At 43.9% G+C, this 21,100-nt stretch carries 21 protein-coding genes and 1 tRNA gene; 9 read left to right on the top strand and 13 right to left on the bottom strand.

Features of this window, described 5'->3' with window-relative positions; translation table 11 throughout:
* Positions 1-6: 6 nt before the first annotated feature.
* The 3 genes from Q7P33_RS01520 to fdhF form a co-directional block, all read right to left on the bottom strand.
* Entirely contained in the window at positions 7-786 is a 780-nt protein-coding gene (locus tag Q7P33_RS01520; protein ID WP_303866715.1) for a formate/nitrite transporter family protein, read from the bottom strand.
* A 242-nt stretch (positions 787-1,028) separates the two neighbouring features.
* Entirely contained in the window at positions 1,029-1,658 is a 630-nt protein-coding gene (locus Q7P33_RS01515) for a B12-binding domain-containing protein (protein ID WP_303866713.1), read from the bottom strand.
* A 178-nt stretch (positions 1,659-1,836) separates the two neighbouring features.
* Positions 1,837-4,515 carry a formate dehydrogenase subunit alpha gene (gene fdhF, locus Q7P33_RS01510; protein WP_303866711.1) on the bottom strand — a complete coding sequence of 893 codons (2,679 nt, stop codon included), beginning with the start codon at positions 4,513-4,515 and terminating at the stop codon, positions 1,837-1,839.
* Between the two features lie 675 nt (positions 4,516-5,190).
* Between fdhF and Q7P33_RS01505 the strand changes: the two genes are divergently transcribed.
* Both Q7P33_RS01505 and Q7P33_RS01500 read left to right on the top strand, forming a co-directional pair.
* Complete coding sequence (locus Q7P33_RS01505) at positions 5,191-5,811, top strand: molybdenum cofactor guanylyltransferase (protein WP_303866707.1); 621 nt, start codon at positions 5,191-5,193, stop codon at positions 5,809-5,811.
* A 90-nt stretch (positions 5,812-5,901) separates the two neighbouring features.
* The gene (locus tag Q7P33_RS01500) at positions 5,902-6,336 is read left to right on the top strand and encodes an MOSC domain-containing protein (RefSeq protein ID WP_303866705.1); all 435 of its coding nucleotides are present in this window, start codon (positions 5,902-5,904) and stop codon (positions 6,334-6,336) included.
* A 226-nt stretch (positions 6,337-6,562) separates the two neighbouring features.
* On the opposite strand, the gene Q7P33_RS01495 is transcribed toward Q7P33_RS01500, so the two are convergent.
* Both Q7P33_RS01495 and Q7P33_RS01490 read right to left on the bottom strand, forming a co-directional pair.
* Positions 6,563-8,773: a heavy metal translocating P-type ATPase gene (locus Q7P33_RS01495; protein ID WP_303866703.1), complete on the bottom strand. Its 2,211-nt coding sequence runs from the start codon at positions 8,771-8,773 to the stop codon at positions 6,563-6,565.
* Between the two features lie 24 nt (positions 8,774-8,797).
* Complete coding sequence (locus tag Q7P33_RS01490; RefSeq protein WP_303866701.1) at positions 8,798-9,109, bottom strand: metalloregulator ArsR/SmtB family transcription factor; 312 nt, start codon at positions 9,107-9,109, stop codon at positions 8,798-8,800.
* Between the two features lie 191 nt (positions 9,110-9,300).
* Between Q7P33_RS01490 and Q7P33_RS01485 the strand changes: the two genes are divergently transcribed.
* Both Q7P33_RS01485 and Q7P33_RS01480 read left to right on the top strand, forming a co-directional pair.
* A complete protein-coding gene (locus Q7P33_RS01485; RefSeq protein ID WP_303866699.1) occupies positions 9,301-10,458 on the top strand; it encodes a uroporphyrinogen decarboxylase family protein in 1,158 nt (385 codons plus the stop codon).
* 11 nt (positions 10,459-10,469) lie between these two features.
* Complete coding sequence (locus Q7P33_RS01480) at positions 10,470-10,622, top strand: hypothetical protein (RefSeq protein ID WP_187389322.1); 153 nt, start codon at positions 10,470-10,472, stop codon at positions 10,620-10,622.
* Between the two features lie 109 nt (positions 10,623-10,731).
* Here Q7P33_RS01480 and Q7P33_RS01475 read toward each other — a convergent pair whose 3' ends face one another.
* Positions 10,732-11,559 (bottom strand): deoxyribonuclease IV, encoded by an 828-nt coding sequence (locus Q7P33_RS01475; RefSeq protein WP_303866694.1) that lies wholly within the window; start codon positions 11,557-11,559, stop codon positions 10,732-10,734.
* Between the two features lie 181 nt (positions 11,560-11,740).
* Between Q7P33_RS01475 and Q7P33_RS01470 the strand changes: the two genes are divergently transcribed.
* On the top strand, positions 11,741-12,265 hold the full coding sequence (locus Q7P33_RS01470; RefSeq protein WP_303866691.1) for an HdeD family acid-resistance protein: 525 nt from the start codon (positions 11,741-11,743) through the stop codon (positions 12,263-12,265).
* A 39-nt stretch (positions 12,266-12,304) separates the two neighbouring features.
* On the opposite strand, the gene Q7P33_RS01465 is transcribed toward Q7P33_RS01470, so the two are convergent.
* Positions 12,305-13,108 carry a ZIP family metal transporter gene (locus Q7P33_RS01465; RefSeq protein WP_303866689.1) on the bottom strand — a complete coding sequence of 268 codons (804 nt, stop codon included), beginning with the start codon at positions 13,106-13,108 and terminating at the stop codon, positions 12,305-12,307.
* A gap of 226 nt (positions 13,109-13,334) precedes the next feature.
* On the opposite strand from Q7P33_RS01465, the gene Q7P33_RS01460 reads away from it, so the two are divergent.
* The gene (locus tag Q7P33_RS01460) at positions 13,335-13,619 is read left to right on the top strand and encodes a hypothetical protein (RefSeq protein WP_303866686.1); all 285 of its coding nucleotides are present in this window, start codon (positions 13,335-13,337) and stop codon (positions 13,617-13,619) included.
* Positions 13,620-13,757: 138 nt separating this feature from the next.
* Here the strand turns inward: Q7P33_RS01460 and Q7P33_RS01455 are convergent, their stop codons facing one another.
* From Q7P33_RS01455 to Q7P33_RS01445, 3 genes are all read right to left on the bottom strand, one after another.
* Positions 13,758-14,855 (bottom strand): 6-phosphofructokinase, encoded by a 1,098-nt coding sequence (locus tag Q7P33_RS01455; RefSeq protein ID WP_303866684.1) that lies wholly within the window; start codon positions 14,853-14,855, stop codon positions 13,758-13,760.
* On the bottom strand, positions 14,852-14,992 hold the full coding sequence (locus tag Q7P33_RS01450; RefSeq protein WP_303866683.1) for a hypothetical protein: 141 nt from the start codon (positions 14,990-14,992) through the stop codon (positions 14,852-14,854). The genes Q7P33_RS01455 and Q7P33_RS01450 overlap by 4 nt, the downstream gene beginning before the upstream one ends.
* A gap of 124 nt (positions 14,993-15,116) precedes the next feature.
* Positions 15,117-15,914, bottom strand: a complete 798-nt coding sequence (locus tag Q7P33_RS01445) for a hypothetical protein (RefSeq protein ID WP_303866680.1) — start codon at positions 15,912-15,914, stop codon at positions 15,117-15,119.
* A 275-nt stretch (positions 15,915-16,189) separates the two neighbouring features.
* Between Q7P33_RS01445 and Q7P33_RS01440 the strand changes: the two genes are divergently transcribed.
* Positions 16,190-16,951, top strand: coding sequence for a hypothetical protein (locus Q7P33_RS01440; protein WP_303866678.1), 762 nt, complete (start codon positions 16,190-16,192; stop codon positions 16,949-16,951).
* An 88-nt stretch (positions 16,952-17,039) separates the two neighbouring features.
* Here Q7P33_RS01440 and Q7P33_RS01435 read toward each other — a convergent pair whose 3' ends face one another.
* Positions 17,040-17,183, bottom strand: coding sequence for a hypothetical protein (locus Q7P33_RS01435; RefSeq protein WP_303866676.1), 144 nt, complete (start codon positions 17,181-17,183; stop codon positions 17,040-17,042).
* A gap of 71 nt (positions 17,184-17,254) precedes the next feature.
* Here Q7P33_RS01435 and Q7P33_RS01430 point away from each other — a divergent pair.
* Positions 17,255-17,330 (top strand) — tRNA-Val (locus Q7P33_RS01430).
* A gap of 194 nt (positions 17,331-17,524) precedes the next feature.
* Here Q7P33_RS01430 and Q7P33_RS01425 read toward each other — a convergent pair.
* Positions 17,525-18,229 carry a GntR family transcriptional regulator gene (locus Q7P33_RS01425; RefSeq protein WP_303866673.1) on the bottom strand — a complete coding sequence of 235 codons (705 nt, stop codon included), beginning with the start codon at positions 18,227-18,229 and terminating at the stop codon, positions 17,525-17,527.
* 14 nt (positions 18,230-18,243) lie between these two features.
* Positions 18,244-18,873 (bottom strand): B12-binding domain-containing protein, encoded by a 630-nt coding sequence (locus tag Q7P33_RS01420; RefSeq protein WP_303866670.1) that lies wholly within the window; start codon positions 18,871-18,873, stop codon positions 18,244-18,246.
* A gap of 232 nt (positions 18,874-19,105) precedes the next feature.
* Here Q7P33_RS01420 and Q7P33_RS01415 point away from each other — a divergent pair, with 232 nt between their 5' ends.
* Positions 19,106-21,082 carry a fructose-1,6-bisphosphatase gene (locus Q7P33_RS01415; protein ID WP_369693273.1) on the top strand — a complete coding sequence of 659 codons (1,977 nt, stop codon included), beginning with the start codon at positions 19,106-19,108 and terminating at the stop codon, positions 21,080-21,082.
* The last annotated feature ends 18 nt before the right edge of the window (positions 21,083-21,100 follow it).

Genomic DNA, 21,100 nt, shown 5'->3' with positions numbered 1-21,100 from the left:
GACGTTTTATGCCGCTGTTTTTTTAGCATAGATAAAATGATAGCAAGCGGGAATGATAATGGCCCCACCAATAATATTTCCCAGCGTAACTGGAAGAATATTGTTCAGGAACGCCTGAGCCCAGGTTATATCTGCACCGCAGAAGATTCCCATGGGAATAAAGAACATGTTAGCTACACTATGCTCAAAACCGGACAAAACAAAGAGCATAATTGGGAACCAGATCGCAAAGATCTTACCGATGATATCTTTGGCCCCGGATTGCATCCAAACCGCCAGGCAAACCAGCATGTTACAGAAAATCGCCCGGATAATCACTGGCATTAACGGAATCGCACATTTAGCTTCGGCAATACCAATGGCTTTTGCGGTCATTGCTTCGCCATAGAGACCACTTTGTGACATTAAATAAGCCAGTAAAACAGATCCTACCAGATTAGCTGCCCAGACTACACCCCAGTTACGCAGCATCGCACCAACCGTAATTTCTTTTTTAAATACCGATAAGGTCATCAGATTATTACCGGTAAACAGTTCGGCACCACACATGACCACCAGCATCAGGCCAACCGGGAAGACGCCGGCGCCGATGTATTTGGCAAAAGTGGCTTCAAAACCAGTACCAGCACCAGAAAGAATGACTGTAAAACCATAAGCACCGAAACCAATAAAGACGCCGGCAAAAATGCCCAATACAATCATTTTACCAATTGACAGCTTGGCTTTATTATTACAGCCATTTACCATGTTCTCGCAGATTTCTGCGGGACTAAAAAAATTATTCACCCTCTCCTCCTAAGCATAAAGTTTTCCGATTTTGATGAAATCGTTTGTCGAAATTATACCATACTTATATCGACCTGTATATACAAATATCTACAAATCTTTTAATTTAACGTGAGAAAAGATGTATTTTTTCAATCAAAAGTTATTGTACTCCCTTCTCGTGCAATTAAAAAAGGATAAAGATCAGAGCGATGCTCTTTCTTTATCCTCATATTTTCATTTTAGTTTGGGGTTATTAAGACTTAGACCCATCCCTGGCAGATTTTAACACCTTCTGCTGCATTGGTAGTAAATTGATCAGCACCCACATATTCACAGGATTCTTTAGTAACCGGATTTCCGCCAATGATAATTTTAGCATCGATGCCAGCAGCTTTCAAAGCATCGACCGTTTCTTTCATCGAATCGATCGCCAATGTTAAGACCCCACTCATCCCAATGATTGCCGGTTGACACTCTTTGGCTTTTTCCACAAAGATTTCTGGCGCTACATCGATCCCCAGATCGATCACTTCAAATCCCGCTGCTTCTGACATGCTTTTGAAAATATTCTTGCCGATATCATGCAAATCGCCATGAACCGTACCAATCACGATCGTTCCTGCAACTGTCGAATCATCACCGCCTAACACCGGTTTTAGAACATTTATTGCTTCGGTCAACAATTCGCCGGCGAAGATCAGATCGCCAACAAAGTACTCACCTTTTTCAAAAAGATCACCGACCAGCGCCATCCCCCCCTGACAGGCGGCAACCGCTTCCTGTGCTTCCGCTTCAGTAGGATTTGTCGCTACAAAATCATTGAGTAGATCCATTACCTCTTCTTCTTCTAAATCTCCAACCGCCTGTGTCAAAACCTTTAAGTCCAGCATTTAAATACCCCTTCTTTTTTAGAAAATCAGTTCATGAAAACTTGTGTGACTTGTGTGTACATGTTTATTCGTATAGTACACTATTTTTTGACAATTGTCAAGTAAACGCTATCACCTGTTCAATAAAAAATAGAAGGGGCACTATCGCACCCCTTTAATTAGACAACTTTTATGGTTATTATTTGGCAATTCGAACTTTTGACACTTTCAACGGCGGAATTTTTGCAATTGGATCGACTGTACCACCCGTCAGACAGTTCGCTCCGACATCGCCATAATGGAATGGCATGAAAAGATTATTTTCCATGATCCCTTCATTAAAACGAGTTTTCGCTGAAACGCTTCCCCGTGGAGAGGTAACACTAATGACATCACCTTCTGCGATACCATATTCCAATGCTTTTGCTGGATTGATTTCCACAAACGCATCACCGGCAATCTCTTCAATCCCTGGTGAACGTTTAGTCATGGTTCGAGTATGATAATGCTCAAGAATTCGGCCAGTCATTAAAATAAGTGGGTATTCTTCATCGGCCTGATCTTCTGGCGGGATATAGTCCGCAATCATAAAGGCACCCAGACCTCTGGTGAATTTTTCGGCATGAAGGAATTTTGCGCCTTCAGAGTCTTTACTTAAACACGGCCATTGAATCCGATCGCCATTTTCCAGTCGTTCATGAGAAACCCCTGCATAATTTGGGGTTACCGATGCAATCTCGTCCATTATTTCTGCCGCACTGGTAAAATCAAAGCCTTTGACGTCCATTGCCTTAGCAATTAATCCAATGATTTCCCAGTCATTTTTTGAAACCCCTGGGGCATCAACAGCTTTTCTTATAAGCTGAATCCGGCGTTCGGTATTGGTGAAGGTTCCATCTTTTTCAGCATAAACATAAGCCGGTAAAACAACATCGGCAAATTCAGTAGTTTCCGTCTGGAAAATATCCTGAACAACGATGAAATTGGCCTTCTCCAGAGATTCTCTGACATGATTGGTGTTAGGATCAGAAACCATCGGGTTTTCACCCATGATGTATAGGAATTTAATCGTGCCATCCCCAACACCATTAATAATTTCGGTTAAAGTTTTTCCAGCGTTCTGAGGTAATTTTAATCCCCAGGCTTTTTCAAACTTATCAATCACTTCCGGTACTGCTGTTTTTTGATAACCTGGCAGATCTCCTGGCAAGGCTCCCATATCACAGGCACCCTGAACATTATTCTGGCCACGAAGCGGATTTACACCACAGCCTTCCCGACCAATTTTTCCGGTCAGCATTGCCAGATTGGCCGTGGACATAACCCCATCCGTACCGGTGTTAAACTGAGTAACACCCATAGAATAGAAGATACCGCCACGATCTTTTGTTGCGTAAAGAACTCCTGCTTTTCTCATTTCTTCAGGGTCAACACCACAAATTTCGGCACATTTTTCGACAGTGATTGTATTCATGAATTCTAAAAATGCTTCATAGCCTTCGGTTCGTTCATTGATAAAAGTTTTATCTTCGAGGCCGGCATCTAAAATAGCACGCATTAGTCCATTAAATAAAGCAACATTCGTTCCTGGTTTGATTTGTAAAAAAACATCCGCGTAGTTTGCCAGTTCGATCTTACGGGGTTCGGCAACAATCAGAGTTGCCCCCTGAGCTTTCCGTTGTTTTATTTTAGCACCGATAACAGGATGTGTCTCAGTTGTGTTTGATCCCGATACGAGCATCACATCCATCATGGCGATTTCCTCAATACTGTTGGTCATTGCGCCACTACCAAAAGATTTAGCCAGACCAGCAACCGTGGACGCATGACACAAACGGGCACAGTGGTCGACATTATTGGTTTCACCCACGGTTCTGATGAACTTCTGGAATACATAGTTGTCTTCGTTAGTACAGCGGGCCGATGATAATCCGGCTACAGCCTGTGGCCCTTCAGCTTTTGCTTCTTTTAACTTTTTAGCAACTAATGAAATGGCTTCTTCCCAGGTTGCTTCCTGCAATACCCCATCTTTTCGGATCAAGGGTGTTGTTAATCGATCCGGACTGCCTACGAAATCATAAGCAAATCGACCTTTTACACAGAGTAAATTATCATTTACATTTCCTTCGGTACTAAATACATCAGTAATTTTATTATCAATTACTTTTAAATTCAAGGTACAGCCGACTCCGCAATAAGGACAGACAGTCTGTACATGTTTTGCATAACTAAACGGTTTAAACTTCTTAGGCGCTAATGCCCCGGTTGGACATACAGCAATACAATTTCCACAGCTGACACACTCTGTTGTTTTACCTCTTGGCAGATCATTAACAGTTTTAATAATGTTATCCTTTTCAGGATCGAATGCAGCTAAGACGTGATTACACTGCAAATAATCACAAGCTTTTATACATCGACCACATAAAACACATTTGCTGGGCTCATACGTATAAAATGGATTTGAGTCATCAATTGGTCGATCCGCATATCCCTCTGTTTCCACTGCCTTGTATGTATCATAGTCAATCAAATTAGCATTGTTTTCGACAAAGAAACACGCCTCATACTTGTAACAAGACATGCAATCAAATTTATGATCTGCCATCAATGCTTTCATTGCTTTACGTCGCTCATTTCTAACAACAAATGTATCGGTATTAACCACCATACCTTCAACCACTGGAGTTGAACAAGCTTTTTCAAATTCTTTAGAACCCTCTACCTCTACCACACACATCCCGCAGGTTCCCTCAGGAGTGAAATCTTTAAAACTGCACAGGGTTGGAATCTCAATGCCCACGGAACTTGCCGCCTTTAAAATTGTTGTTCCCGATTCGACACTGACACTTTGCCCATTAATTATTAAATTAACCATATTTTTCCCCTTTCTTTGAGTAAGTCAATTATAATTGAAAAACCCTCGTTTGTCATTGATACTTTTTTAACATCAAGTGTATTTAGGGATTTTGGTTTCTATCAGAGTTTGTCGTGTTTAAAACGCCTCACGCCCCCATTATTCATCATTTCAACTCTGACCGAAGGTTAATTTAACTTCTCTGATAAACAGGATCGATTTCCATTTTTTTTCTTTTTTCCTTCTATATCGATTAAGCTGTACTTTATTGTACTCAACTTGAATCATTCAACGAAAACCGTTTTTTTAACTTTATCCAAAGTGCTGATGTCTTTTTTATTCAAATTTTCCAGCAACTGTTTAATTCTACCAAATTATGATACTTTCATTTCTAAAACCACCTTCGAATTGTTGTTTACTTTCAAAACGCAACCACTCCAGTAATTCCGTCAGTAAACGAATCAACTAAAAAACTACTAATTTGCGAGTACGATAACTAAGTAAAGGATTAATTTAGTAAATACAGTAAAACATCAATGACAAATCTCAGAATATAGAATATAATAAAAATCTAAACCCAGAACAATTTATTTTTGGTTTACTCAACAACTGCTCCCCATTTTATTCCAAAAGGCGTTTACCAGAAAACAAATAGCTACCGAAAGGCATAAATAGTTTATGGAAAAAAAAACGATCATGGCGAAAACAAAGACTGCTGCAATTCTGGTGGGTGGATTAAGTCAGCGGATGGGATACGACAAAAAGAAATTGCGGATTGGTGGCGAGAATATTTTAAACCAGATCGTCAAACAGCTTTCTATAGACTTTGATGATATCATTGTTGTCGGTTGCCACCGCGATGATATTCCTGATATTTCTGGTTTAAGGGGAGTTTATCCGGACGCCCTGAAGCAATCGGCATCGCTAGTTGGTATCTATTCAGGACTTTTGCTTTCTAAATCAGAATTTCTCTATGTCACTGCTTGTGACATGCCATACCACAATAGCGATTATGTTAAATACATGGCCAGTATCATTCACAACAATCCCCATATTTTGGGCTGTGTGACTCGCTTTGACAAGTGGATTGAACCATTTAATGCTTTTTACAGTGTCGATCTGATCCCCCAAATCCAAAGCTTTCTTTACTCTGGCCGAAAAAGTATTTACGAGTGTTTTGAAACCGAAAATTTGCATTATATTGACGAAGCTGTTGCGCAAAGTTATAGTCCAGGTTGGGAAATGTTCAGTAATCTGAACACCCCGAAAGATTTAAAAACGCATATCCGTCGTTCTAAAAATGCTACAACAGAATAATCTTAACCATTAATCTGAATATCTGGCAAATTTAACAATCCTGATTCCTGACTTTGAAAACCAACCACGTATTAATTAAGGGGTAGAACAATGAGCTGCGTTATCAAATTATCTAAGAGCGTTGAAAAGGGACGTCCTGTTTCTCTTGAGCCATCAGGATTTTTTATCAAGGATTTTGGTGTCGAGGGTGACCGACATGGTGGTAAGAATCTACGACAGGTAAGTTTTTTCGGGATAGAAAGCATCCAAAAAATGGAACAACTTCATCTCTCCGGTTTGTGCACCAAACGTTTTAATGAGAATGTCATTACCGAAAATATTGAACTCTATAAACTGCCAATCGGAACTCTTTTGAAAATTGGAGAAACAATCCAGAAAATTACCCAAGTTGGCAAAAAGTGCTTCGGCTGTGAGATTTCTGATAATAAAGAGATCTGCTCGCTGGCAAATGAGGTCGTCTTTACTGCTGTCATTAAAAGTGGGGTCATTAAAATTGGGGATTCTATCGAAATCCTTGACCCATAAAACTGGTTAATATAAGCCTTGAGGGTTCGCATCGTTTCAACCGTCACTTGACTGCCCTCTTCCTTCAGATTCCCCGTCGCCGGGGATAACCTCCTTGCCTTAAGTTGTGCACTTGGCACTACCTACCCCTACTCGGGACTTTCACCCGTTAGATTGCGCCCATGCCAGGCGCACCACAACAAAAACACCGATCGCCATCACGGCGATCGGTGTTTTTGTTGTGATGCTATTTTACCTTCTGCCAGCTCCCCCGATACCGGAGAATCCGGGTGGTATTTAAAATAGTCAGAATGGCGGCACCAACATCAGCAAAAATTGCCAGGTACATCTCACCCATGCCAAAGAAGGTCATGGTCAGGACCGTAATTTTAATCCCCAGTGCCAGGACAATATTTTGAATCATAATCCGGCGGGTATATTTGGCAACGTCCACCGATTTGACAATATCCATGGGATCGTCCTTCATCAAAATGATATCGGCCGCCTCAATGGCAGCGTCTGAACCCAGAGCTCCCATGGCGATCCCGGCATCAGCCATGGCCAGAACCGGGGCATCGTTCATGCCGTCTCCGACAAAGATGGTTTTACCATCCGAATTGTCAGCCTTGATTTGCTCAAAGGCTGTCACCTTGTCCTGGGGCAGGCAATCGCCCATCACTTCATCAAGCTGGAGCTGCTGACCGATCTGGTTGGCAACCTGGGCATTATCCCCACTCAGCATCACGGTTTTTTTGACGCCCAGTTTCTTTAGCTGTTGCAAGGTGACAAAGGTATTATCTTTGACCTTGTCCCCCAATACCAGGTATCCGGCCAGTTGCTTATTAATGGCAATATAGACAATGGTACCCGCTTCATCATTTTCGGCCAGCGCAATCTGATGATCGATCATCAGACTCTTGTTGCCGGCCAGAATCACCTGATTGTCCACTTCCACCCGGGTACCTTTGCCGGGAATTTCGGCATAATTTTTTAACCGGGTTTCATCAACATTAATTTGGGCATGGGCCGTAATTGCCTTGCCAATGGGGTGGTTGGAATAGTGTTCCCCGGCAGCTGCGGCCGCTAACACTTCTGCTTCGCTAAAGCCTGGAGCCGCTACAGTTTTGATGACCTTGAATTCACCCTGAGTCAGGGTTCCGGTTTTGTCAAAGACAAAGACATCTGCCTGATAAAGAACATCCAGATAATTTCCACCCTTAATCAGCACCCCTTCCTTGGAAGCCCGGCCAATCCCACCAAAATAACTGATCGGAATCGATAATACCAGGGCACAGGGACAAGACACCACCAGAAAGATCAGGCTCTGGTAAAACCAGGTTTCCCAGGACGCACCGGGAATCAGCAGCGGCGGAATAATGGCCATAGCAACTGCTGAAAAAACCACAATCGGGGTATAATAATGAGAAAACCGGGTAATGAATTTTTCGGTTTTACCTTTTTTATCACTGGCTTCTTCAATCAGGTGCATAATTTTCATGGCCGTTGAGTTTTCGTAGTCTTTGGTCACCAACATCTTCAGCACCGCATTACCATTGATCATCCCGCTGAGGATTTCATCCCCCTTTTGGACCTTCCGGGGATAGGATTCACCCGTCAGCGGTGAGGTATCCAAATGGGAAATCCCTTGCAGGATGATCCCATCGGCAGGGATTTTTTCGCCGGGTTTGATCACCAGCACATCACCCACCTTGACTCGTTTAGCATCAATAACTACCTCACCTTCGGGGCCGACCTGATTGGCAGTAATCGCATTAAAGCTGATCGTTTCAGCAATCGAACGGCGGGCATTGTCGACAGCCCGATCCTGGAAATATTCGCCGATGCCGAAAAAGATCATAACCCCAGCAGCTTCCGGCCATTCGGTTAAAACCAGGGCCCCAAAGGTAGCGATGGTCATCAGAAAATTTTCATCAAAGATCTGACCCTGTCCGATATTACGAAAGGCCAACAGAATCACCCGATACCCGGCCAATAAATAGGCCCCCAGAAAAACTCCAATCGTGACCACTTCCAGATTATCGGGCAAAAACGCCTGAAACACGAAACCCAGAATAAATAATCCAATGGCTGTAATCAGTTCCAGTTTCTGCCGTTTATCCATATCGCCCAGAGCTCCTGCGTGGGAATGCCCTGCGGATTGAGATTTCTCACCCGAATGATGGGCATGTTCGTGACCATGCCCATCACAACCACAGGGTTCGACTGCAGCCGTTGATTTACGATTTTTGGAAACCACGACATGGGGCTCCAGCGAATGCACCAGTTTGACAATGGCATCATAGGTTTCGTCCTGAGCAAATCCCTCCCCTTCATCAATCACCAATGATCCGGTGGCCAGAGACAGACTGACTGCCTGAACATTTGGCATTTTACCAACCAGTTTTTCAATTTTTCCGGCACAATTGGCACAGTTAAGTCCTTCTAAAAATAGCTTCATGCTGATACCCTCTTTCAATAACTCCTAATGATGGCTTAAATGGGTGATGGTTAAGAGGACAATCACTTCCACGTGGGCATCATCCAGATGATAAAATTTCATTTGACCTTCTTTTCGATAACTGATGATCCGTTTGTCTTTAAGAATTCGCAATTGATGGGATACCGCCGTCCGGCTGACATCCACCAGGTTGACAATATCGTTCACACACAACTCGCCATTTTCAAACAGCGCCGAGACGATTTTTATGCGGGTTGGATCACCCAGCACCTTAAAAAATTCAGCCACCTCAAACAAGGTTTCTTCGGTATGATCGTTTTTCAAAACTTTATTCATTGCCTCTCCTCTGTATGTGAACACTTGCTCACTTATTAACATTATCGTAGCACATTCCGGTGCCCGAATCAAGCCTTATTTTTAAACACTTTTCAACTTAATAAAGATTGACAATTGTCAAAAATAATGATAATTTGAACACATATAATATTTCAGCTGATTTCAACGCAAAAGGATAAAGGTCGCGATAAATGAGTGATGCCAAAGGACTATTGGACGAACGATTGATCCGTATTGAAAAAGCCGTAAATCTGGAAAAACCAGACCGGATCCCTATTTTTGCCTTAAACAGCCCGGAAGTGGCGGTGGACTATTGTGGTCAACACCTGAAAACAGCCACCTGGAATCTGGAGATTCTCCGGGAATGCCTGCCCGTTTACTATCAGGATATGAAGGTCGATGCCGCCTTTGCGGCTTTTTTGCGCTGTCCGGGAATGTACACCATCATCGAATCCCAAAATTTCGTACCCAATAAAGATGGCTTCATGCAGCATCCTGAAGTCTGCGGTATGCTGCCCAGTGAGTATGAAGAGCTGATTAAGGATCCCTTTAAAACCCTGGTAGAAAAGGTTCTGCCCCGGCAGTACAAAGCCTTTGCAAAACCCGGAATGCTGGGCGGACTCAACCTGGCCAAAGGCGCCCTTAGTTATCTGCGCCACAGCCAAATTCTAAAGGAAATTGACGCCCATTGCCGTGATACAGCGGAAGTTCCGATTATTTCTGACAATATGATCGAAGCCCCCTTTGATTTTCTGGCCGATCAGCTCCGCAGTTTTATGGGCATTTCAGTGGATATGCACCGCTGCCCCGAACTGGTGGAACAGGCCTGTGAAGCTCTGTTTCCGCTGATGCTACGCTGGGGGGTGACCAGCTATTCCGGTCCGCCAAAAAGAATCCCTGCTATTTTTATGCCCTTGCACATGCCGGCTTTTTTAAGTCCCCAGCAGTTTGAGCGTTTTTACTGGCCGACCTTCTCCCGACTGGTCAATACCCTCACTGGGCTGGGTTACACCGTCGCCTTATTTATTGAGGGGAATTGGGCGAAGTTTTATGATCATCTGGCCAGTCTGCCCCCCCATGTGATCGGAATTTTTGAATACGGCGACATGAAGACGATTAAAGAAAAGGTCGGTAAAACCATGTGCGTCATGGGCAATTATCCCATTGAAGTCCTAAACTCCCACCCCACCGCAGAATGTATTGATATTGCCAAAAAGATGATCGATGCCGGCGCACCCGGCGGCGGCTATATCTTTACCACCGGCAAAGCAATTATCCGGGGCAAAGGCCTGGATCTTAATAAACTCCAGGCGGTTCATCAATATGTAATCGATCACGGAAAATACTAGCGAGGTATGATATGGAAACCATCGACTCTGAATATCTGAACTATTTTAAAACCCATGCGGCCCAACATCCGGAATTAACCGAAGCGGATGAAAGCATTATGGCGGATCCCTGGGACATTAACGAAGACGTCCTATTGGGTTATGTATTATCCTTATTAATCTAACTCGATACAAGTCACAGCGCCAACTAAGAATTGGCGTCAAACAACAAAAAACAGGGATGGCTCAGCCATCCCTGTTTTTTGTTGTTTGACGCCGGATTTTTCCCCGAATCTAAAAAGATCGGAGCAATTCAATTTCTTTTTGATAATCCTGATCTACTTCCTGGGGCGTTTCCAGAAAAAAAGGCAGGTCTTTCAGTTGGGGGTGAGTGACAATCTGCTTAAAGGCATTAATCCCCAAGGTTCCCAAGCCAATCTTTTGATGGCGATCTTTGTTGCTGTTAAACGGCATCATACTGTCATTTAAATGCAGGCATTTGAGATAGTTCAAGCCAATGATCCGTTCAAAATCTTCCAGTACTCCCTCCAAGTTTCCGACGATATCATATCCTCCTGAGTAAACATGACAGGTGTCCAGACAGACCCCTATCTTATCGTTTAATTCGACCTGATCGATGATCATTTTCAATTCGTCAAAACTTCTGCCAATTTCAGTGCCTTTGCCGGACATGGTTTCCAACACCACGGTGGTCTTCTGCTCAGGCCACATTTCCTCATTGAGAATCTGGGTGATCCAGCTAATACCTTGCTCCACCCCTTGTCCGGTGTGACTGCCAGGGTGAAAATTATAAAGCTCACAGGGCAGCTCTTCCAGTCGCAGTAGATCTTCTTTAAATGCCATCCGGGCAAATTCCCGGGTTTCCGGCTTGGATGAACACATATTCAAGGTATAGGGGGCATGGGCCAGCAGCGGGCCAAAACACCGCTCCTCGATAATCTGCCGAAGTCCGGCCACATCTTTGGGATCAAGAGCCTTTGCCTTGCCGCCCCGGGGGTTCCGGGTAAAAAACTGAAAGGTATTGGCTTCAATTGCAACCGCTTCTTGACCGGCTTTGGTAAATCCACCAGCAATGGACAGGTGAGGTCCGATTATTAACATTTTTTGCCTCCTTCTATTTTTATTGCTATTAAATATCTTTTAATGAATTTAGTTTTCTTATTATTTTTTTATTATTCTCAAAATTCTACATTTCTTATATTTAACTTGATTATCTTCTCCGCTTAATATAAAATTGAGTCGACATAATTTACACTGAAATTTATTTTTGAAAGGAAAAAAGATGAATGATTTTTTAAAAATGTCCAAAACACTGGGAATTGTTGTTGCTGTCCTGATGGTTATCCTCGGCGGTCTGATCTTTTTTGCGCCAATGTTCGCAGCCCAAATGATTATGTGGTTTTTTATTGCCGGTCTGTTTATTTTCGGTATTTTTCACATCATTATTTTTACCAAAAGCGAAATCAAAAATGGCTGGAGTCTGACATCCGGTATCATGGCAGTCCTACTGGGGATATTATTGATCTTCTCAGATCCATTGTCCCGGGCCAGTACCTTAGCCTTTATGTTGGCGTTTATTGCCTTATCCACCGGTATGAATCAAATTGCAGCTTCTTCGGCAATGAAAAAAAATGGGGCCACCGGAACCGGTTGGTTGCTGGCATCGGGAATCATTAATATCTTCTTATCGGTTTTCCTGATTTTCAACCCCTTTGTAATGCTGCTGGGTTTTGGCATCATCGCTGGCGTTTACCTGATTTTTGGCGGCATCGCTCTCTTTGCCGAAAGCATGTCCACCCATTTCTAATCAGTCAAAGGATGTCTCCACGGAGACATCCTTATTTTTTTATCCCAAAGCCACATCCAGAATCATCATCAAGGTGAAACCGAACATAACACCGATGGTGGCAATATCACCCTCATGACCCAACCGTGCTTCCGGAATCAACTCTTCTGCCACCACATAGATCATGGCACCGGCGGCAAATGCCAGGGCGAAGGGCAGCATCGGGGCGATAAAGACTACTGCCGCTGCCCCAATCACCGCTGCAACGGGCTCCACCATACCAGAGAATTGACCAATCAAAAAGGCCTTGCGCCGGCTCATGTTTTCACGCCGCAGAGGAATCGATACCGCTGCTCCTTCCGGAAAATTTTGCAGCCCAATCCCCACAGCCAGTGATACAGCCCCAGCCAGGGTCATTGCCGGAGAACCGGAAGCCAGACCACCAAAAGCCACCCCCACCGCCAGACCTTCGGGAATATTATGAAAAGTAATTGCTAAAACCAGCAATACACTGCGTTGCCAGGAGGTTTTAATTCCCTCCCGGTGGTTGGTACCGGGATGAACATGAGGCAGCAGGCGATCCACCAGCCAAAGAAAAAAACCGCCCCCCAAAAAGCCCAGGGACACAATCACATAAGCTGGCAAGGGGCTTCCTTCGGCCATCTCAATGGCTGGGGCCAACAGTGACCAGAAGCTGGCGGCAATCATCACCCCGGCGGCAAAACCCAACATGGCATTTAATACCTTAATATTAATTTCTTTGAAAAAGAAGACCATAGATGCCCCTAAAGCAGTGACAAACCAGGTGAACAATCCGGCAAATAGAGCCAGCAAAACTGGTGGATATTCCAATAAAAAGTCCATTGACTCGTTTCACTTCCTTTCGTTAAAGTGGCTAATTTAAATCATTCTAATTTATTATCAAGTATACTATAAAGCGGCGTCAAAAATCCATGCTTTCTTTATAAAAGGGTTTCTCTCAAATTTCTTGTCTGGTTTTGCAAATAAACCTTGTTTATTTGGCTTCCCGCTCCTATAATTAATTTATCAGTCGGCATCGGCTGAAATAACGCTGAAGAAGGTAATAACAATGAAAAAAAGCGAATTAATTACAGTCTTTAACACGGTCCAGGAAAAGTTTGAAGACGCCATCACCGAAGAATTTTTTCTGCAACGACTCAAACCTTATGCTGATGAAGATGGTTTTGTCGATTACCACAAACTGGCAATGTTCGCCCACAACGAATCATTGGCTTCTGCAAAAGGTTTCTTCTTTGAAGTCCTTTCAGAAATTTTAGTCGACGACGATGATGTAGTTCTCGAAGAAGAGCTTGACGAAATCACCAGCGACACCCCCGAAGTAACTCCAGAATAAGAACTGAGTAATTTTCTACTGCAGTCTTTACCCGCAGTTATTAAATTATCCTGATTTCCCTTAATGCCCAGGCAGAAATACTTTTTTGTCCGGGCATTTTTTTAGCTAAACACGAGTCAGCTTGGCAGTAATCCCCTGTCATTCGCCGAAGGATACTCCCAGACTTTTGGCCACCTGAATCAACTCCGAATCGACGTCCACTTGTTTATTCTTGCCGATCACCTCTTCTAACGGGGCATAGGTCATCTTGCCATCCTTAAGTGCTACCATACTTCCAAACTTACCTTTGGCAATCAGCTCCACCGCTGCCACCCCGTAACGGGTCGACAAGAGTCGGTCATAAGCCGAGGTAATGCCGCCCCGCTGAAGATGACCCAAGACCGTACTGCGAATTTCATGATCCGTGATTCGTGCTTCCAAAGCCATGGCCAGCTTATTGCCAATGCCTCCGAGACGCACCGGATCCGGAGAGTCACTGACAATTTTGGCGATTGTCAGCTCCCCACCCTTTTCCATGGCCCCTTCGGACACCACAATGATGCTAAAGGGCAGGCCCCGCTGGCTGCGTTCATTCATTTTTGTGACGATGGCATCCAGCGAAAACGGTATTTCCGGTATCAGAATCACATCGGCAGAACCGGCAATCCCCGCGTGAAGAGCAATCCAGCCGGCATTTCGGCCCATTACTTCCAGAATCATTATCCGATGGTGGGACTCTGCTGTTGTATGCAGCTTATCCAGGGCATCCACCACCACATCCACCGCTGAATTAAAACCAAAGGTCACATCCGTTTTAGATAAATCATTATCAATGGTTTTAGGCACCCCAATAACCTTGACTCCTTTCCTGGCAAAATCTCGGGCACTGGTCAGGGTACCGTCCCCGCCGAGAACCACCAGAACATCCACCCCTTCTTTCTTCATATTTTCTACCGCCACATCGGACACATCTTTTCTAACACACTGGCCGTTTTCTTCCACCTGGTAGTCAAAAAGATTATCCTTATTTGAGCTGTAAAGGATGGTTCCTCCTTTGTGGAGAATTCCCGATACGCTATGGGCGTCCAATTTGATAAAGTCATTATTGTATAACCCCCGGTACCCAAACTTATAGCCAATCACCTCGTAACCGTAATTGGCGATTGCCGCTTTGGTTACTGCCCGAATCACCGCATTTAAACCGGGACAGTCACCCCCACCTGTTAGCATTCCAATTTTTTTTACCTGATTGTTCATTGTTTTGCTCCATTTCCTGGGTAAATAAATTTAATCTGCTCAAACCAGCCGTCTTTCGTTTCCATCAACCAGCCCAATGCAAGATCGGGATCTTCATGCAACTCTAAAATCGCATTGATCCCTTCGATTGTTATCATCTCATACTGATATTATATCGGAGCAACCAAAAAATTACAAAGATTATCGGGAATAATTGTATAATTTTTGTTCCATGCTAAACAAAAAACCATCCACATGATTGGGATGGTTTTTTATGTAAATTCAACGGGCAAAAATTCTGCAGATTAGACTGATACCAAAAGCAATCAAAGAAAAAATGACGACAATCATTAAAAATGAGGTCATCAGAACATTATATCTCAGCATATCAACAACCAGAATGGATTGAGACAAACCAATGGCATTGAGAATCAGCAAGATCAAAAATATAAAAACCAGGCCCTTGAAGGCGCCCTTGATATCGGCCGGACTCAAGGAGATATGGGAAGATATACAAATCGCTAAAAACAAAAACAGGTAAAAGCGACCATTCTTAAAATTCTCACCGGCAAAAAGCAGCTGCAGTAATTCCCAATAGGCACTGAACAGCTCACTAAATGAGGCCACGCTCAAGGTTTCGACCGCCAGACTCTGGGTCACCACTCCCATAAAACTTTCCAGCACCTGGGGTAGCAACAACGCCAGCAATGCCATGATTACCAGCAGTCCACCAAAAATCGGGGCAATTCCAATAAAAAAATTCCCCACCTGATGGTAGATATTTTTAGGATTATAAGCATGATTGACGTACCCCATCACCCCATCCCGATCTGGTCGCTGAAACAATTTGATGGCGGTGATTTTATGACCAAAGACCAGCGCCATCAAGGCGTGGCTGAGCTCGTGAACAGGGGTTCCAACGATCCCGGTGACCATGATGGCGTTTCTGCCCAAGCCCTTGTTAAAATTGCGATTGGATTGTGTTTCCAATATTCCCAAAAGTAGTCCGGCAAGAATAATGACCCCAGTTAAATAAAGGGTTTCCAGACCGGTTTTAGCAAACAAATCGATAATATACATCTTTTTTCCTTTTGATTCTGATTTTTATGCTCCCGCCCCCCCTTTGCCAGGTAGACGAAAATTTTAACCATTATACCGAAAAAAGATTTAGAATTTCATTAGACGTATCCACTACCGGCATATCCGGAATTTTATTGTGTATCTGTGATTATTACGGTCTTTCCTGGGTATACATTAGAGCAGCAAAGCACAGTCAGGCTATTGCATTATCGATAAAACAATAACCTGCTGTTTGCGGAAAACTCATTCGGAATGAAAAAGAAAGGATAAATAAAATGAAAAAAAACAGATTTTTACTCGTGTTCTTTGTATTATTGTCGGTATTTCTATTTGTCGGTTGTGGTGGCAGCAATAATACCGCCAAAACCGATGAAGGTACTGGCAACGGCGAAAAAAGCGCCACCCTCGATGAAAGCCTCAGTGGCGCAGCGCTCCTGAAAAGCTTGAATTTTAACTATCCAGACTCTCTTAAAATGACCACAAAAACAGTTATGACCGACAATCTCAGCACCACTTCCACCACCTATACCAAAGGGGACAATTTCCGGATGGAAATGGAAATGCCGGAGATTGGCAAACAGATCACCATCTACAATGCCGCTGAAGGGGTGACCTACCAGTATACCGAAGGACAGACAACCGGATTTTCATTTAAAGATCAGGAAATGACCACCGATCTGGGCGACCTGAACCTGGATGAAGGCGTCACCAGCATTGACGACATTACCGACATTTTCCCGGATAACGTGGTAGCCCGGGTAGAAACCCTGGACGGTGAAAAAGTGATCTATATTGAAACCACCGAAAACGATCCTGAAAACGGGGTAATGGATATGCACATGTGGTTTTCAACTAAATATGGCGTACCGCTGAAAACCGAAATTCTCAGTAATGGCACGGTCGTGATGAGCTCGATCGTCACTGATATTTCCGCCGATGTTATTGCCGACAGTCAGTTTACCCCGCCATCCAACGTTGTCTTCACTGATTTCTCATCGATGAACCTGGATGATCTCACAGCTATCCCCGAACCCTGATCGTGACTGAATCCATTAAACTGCTAAAAGGCCTGGGCAACGCTCAGGCCTTTTGTTCGTCCAACGATCAGGGGCAGCGAATAAAATTTCAAACCCACAAACAGTCTGAACAGAAGGGGTTATTGACATAACAGTCGTATTTGGTATCTTCCACCAGACTACAACCACTGCGGAGATCGCAGTCAATGCAGGAAGGATACTGATTGTTGTAACCCGTGTTCCAGAAGTTCATTGTGAAGTTCTTTTTAAAAAAAGCTTTACTTTTTGTAAGGATTCAGGTAAAATGATCAAGCAGCAAAAAGTGATCTCGTAGCTCAGCTGGCAGAGCACTACCTTGACATGGTAGGGGTCGATGGTTCAAGTCCATTCGGGATCACCATTTATTTAGATAAAAAAGCCATTTACCTGATTAGGGCAAATGGCTTTTGTTTTACGTTAACTTCAATTTTCCGAATTTAAAAATATCTCTTCGACCTTTCAGGTTGGGTACATCCCCTGGGAGCAAGATGCTCGCTGCCAGGAAATGCTTTCATGTTTATCTCGCTTTAAACTAGCACATCATCACCAGCGCTATTAAAAAGTTGTTTCCGCTGTCAGGGTAAAGTAATTCCGTTTAATATAGAATTCATTATAGCTGATCGGCATGTTATCTTCCATGGAAATGATATTCTGAGATACCAGAAAACAACAGTCGTCATGATCAAGCTGCAGGTTTTCCCGAACTTCCAGAGGGGGATGAACGATATCGATGTTGAGTATTTTTTTATGCTGGAACTGCAGTTTCCCCTTTTCCATCAGCCCATGAAAATTAGCAAAGTTGATCACGTCTTCCACAATCGGATTTCCCTTCTGATAGGGTAGAAAAATCGACGCATATTGGATCACCTCATCTTTTATTTTGGTGGCTTTCTGAATTTTAATGACCTTTTCAAAGGAACCGATCTTCAATTCCCGCATCAGTTTCCGACCCGGGGTAATAACGCCCACACTGACCAGCTTGACTTCTTCGACTTCCCCCTTCAGGCTGTCGATTTCATCAAAAAAGAATTGGTACTGATTGGCCGTGGGTTCACAAACATAGTTTCCCTTGCCGGGGATGGTGTAGATATATTTTTCATTTACCAACAAAGCCAGACTTTTGCGCAGGGTGGTTCGGCTGACATCAAACTGCTCAGCCATTTCGTTTTCCGATGGCAATAGATCTCCGGGTTTCAAAATACCTTTTTCAATTTTTCCTTTGATATCATTGACAATATCAAGATATAGAATTTTTCTCATTGTCCATCACCCATTCACTTCAAAAGCCATTGCTTGCAGATGCTGACCCCTTCGATGGCATCACTGGAGTAGTCATCGGCACCTACATATTTGGCATAATCGGTTCCCGCCAGAGCACCTCCTAAAATGATTTTCAGATCTTCCCGGAGCCCCTGGACAACGATTTCATCAATGACTTCCTTGATGTTTTCTACTACTGAGGTGAGAATTCCGCTGATCCCCAGAATAGCGGGTTTTTCTTTACGAATAATTTCGATAAACCGTTCCGTGGAAACATCAGTACCCATGTCAATAACTTCAAACCCTTCAGCCCGGAGCATACTGATAAAAATGTTTTTTCCGACATCGTGGATGTCGTCAAATACCGTACCCACCACGATCTTACCCAGGCTACGACCATCAATCAGTTGGGTGCTGTCCATGCCCATCATGCTCAGCAAGTTAGATACCAGTTCCCCGGCCATAATCAGATCGGCGATGTAGTACTCCCCTTCTTCATAACGAACCGCCACCCTCTGTAGAGCAAAATTCAGTTGATTGGCAATTGATTTCTTGTCTTTTCCGCTTTCCAGTTCTGCAGCCACTAGAGCCATCGCCCGTTTTTCGTCAATTGCTTCTACCGCGGCAATAATTTTTGTCTCCATTTTTCCCACCTGTATATTAAATCTAAGATTTGTGATCGTTTACCCGGTCTTTTTCAGACTGGCCTGTTATTTCATGTGTCTCATTTTATCACGGAATCCGACTTTTGTCTTTAGCTGACCTTGATATTTTTTAATGGCTTTTTAATGGTTTCAAGTGTATAATCAGGACGAAAACATTTACATCATAATTTGAATTTTAAAGATAGAGGTCGATATGAACGGTTATACAAAAATGCAATTACAAGAAAATCAAAAATATCTGGAGCTGTTATCTCAAAATTTCCCAAATATTACCAGTGCTGTTGGCGAGGTGGTCAATCTCAAAGCGATCCTCAACCTGCCCAAAGGAACCGAACACTTTCTTACCGATATTCATGGTGAACACGAAGCCTTCAATCACGTCATGCAAAACGCTTCTGGTGCCATTAAGCGCAAGGTACATCAGGAACTGGGCAACACCATTGCCTTTGAAGAACTGGAAGAACTATCTACCCTGATTTACTATCCCGAAGAAAAAATTGATCTGATAAAAAAAGAACGGAGTCGGGAATCTCTGGATAATTGGTATAAACTGACCATTTACCGGCTGGTTAAGGTGTGCCGGGCGGCGGCTTCAAAATATACCCGTTCCAAGGTTCGCAAAGCGCTTCCTAAAGACTTTGCCTATATTATGGAGGAACTGCTTCAGGAAGACGAACACCGTTTTAATAAACGGGAGTATTACCATGAGATTATTGAGAGCCTGGTCAGTCTGGAACGAGCCCAACACTTTATCGTGGAGATTTCCGGGGTGATCAAACGGTTGACCATTGATCACCTGCATATCATCGGCGATATTTATGACCGGGGTGCCGGTCCTGACGAGGTCATGGATACTCTGATGCGCCATCATTCACTGGATATGCAGTGGGGCAACCACGACATTCTCTGGATGGGCGCTGCTGCCGGCAACGCCGCCTGTATCGCCAACGCCGTCCGAATTGCCCTGCGTTATGCCAACATGGATGTGCTGGAAAACGGCTACGGCATTAACCTGTTACCACTTGCTTCATTTGCCAACCGGGTTTATGGTGACGATCCCTGTACCAAGTTTACTCCCAAAATTTCTGATAGCCACACCGTCTCTGATCAGGAAACAGCACTAATGGCCAAAATGCACAAGGCCATTGCGATGATCCAATTCAAGCTTGAAGAATGCATGATCGACAACCACCCCGAGTACAACATGGCTAAACGGCAGCTGTTGCGCCGCATTGATTTTGACAATAACACCGTCGATGTTGAGGGGGTTGTTTACCAGCTTAATGATACCAATTTTCCCACCCTGAATCCGGCTGATCCCTGTGTCCTGACTGAAGAAGAAACGCTGGTGATGGATCGTCTTGTTTATGCTTTTCTACACAGTGAAAAGCTTCAGAAACATATCCGTTTTATGTATGCCAAGGGCAGTATGTACAAGGTCTTTAATGACAACCTGCTTTTTCACGCCTGCGTCTTACTAAATGAAGACGGCAGTTTTAAAGCCAAAGAGATCGCCGGGAAAACCTATATCGGCAAAAGTCTGATGGACAAGTTCGACCAGATGGCTCGGGAAGCCTATTTTGGCAAAACTGACCAGGATGAAAACCCCACCCGCACCGACTTTTTGTGGTTCTTATGGTGCCATGAGGATTCACCCCTCTTCGGCAAAGACAAAATGGCCACCTTTGAACGTTATTTCATCGATGACAAAGTGCCCCATAAAGAACATCACGCACCCTTCTACCTGCTGATTGACGACGATGACGAGCTGGCCCGAAAAATTCTGATCGAATTCGGGGTTGACCCGGATCATGGTCACCTGATCAACGGCCATATTCCGGTGAAAGCCACCTCTGGTGAAAGCCCGATCCGGGCCAAGGGGAAACAACTGGTCATTGACGGTGGTTTTGCCCGGGCCTACCAGAAAACCACCGGCATCGCTGGCTATACCCTGACCTACAATTCCTATGGGCTGATTCTGATCAGCCACGATCCTTTTGAATCCGTAGAAAAGGCCATTTCTGATGGAGTCGATATCAAATCCACCCTGATGGTGGTGGAAAAAACCACCGAACGAAAACGGGTTCGCGACACCGATACCGGCAAAGCGATCATGGCTCAGGTTGAAGATCTGGAAATGCTGATCACTGCCTACCGCAAAGGCCTGATCAAGGAGAAACAATATTAAAGTGAAGAACATAAAACC

Source organism: Acetobacterium wieringae, from assembly GCF_026646375.1.
GTDB lineage: Bacteria > Bacillota > Clostridia > Eubacteriales > Eubacteriaceae > Acetobacterium > Acetobacterium wieringae_A.
Note: the sequence above shows the minus strand (reverse complement) of the source record. Positions and strands in the feature narration are given on the sequence as shown.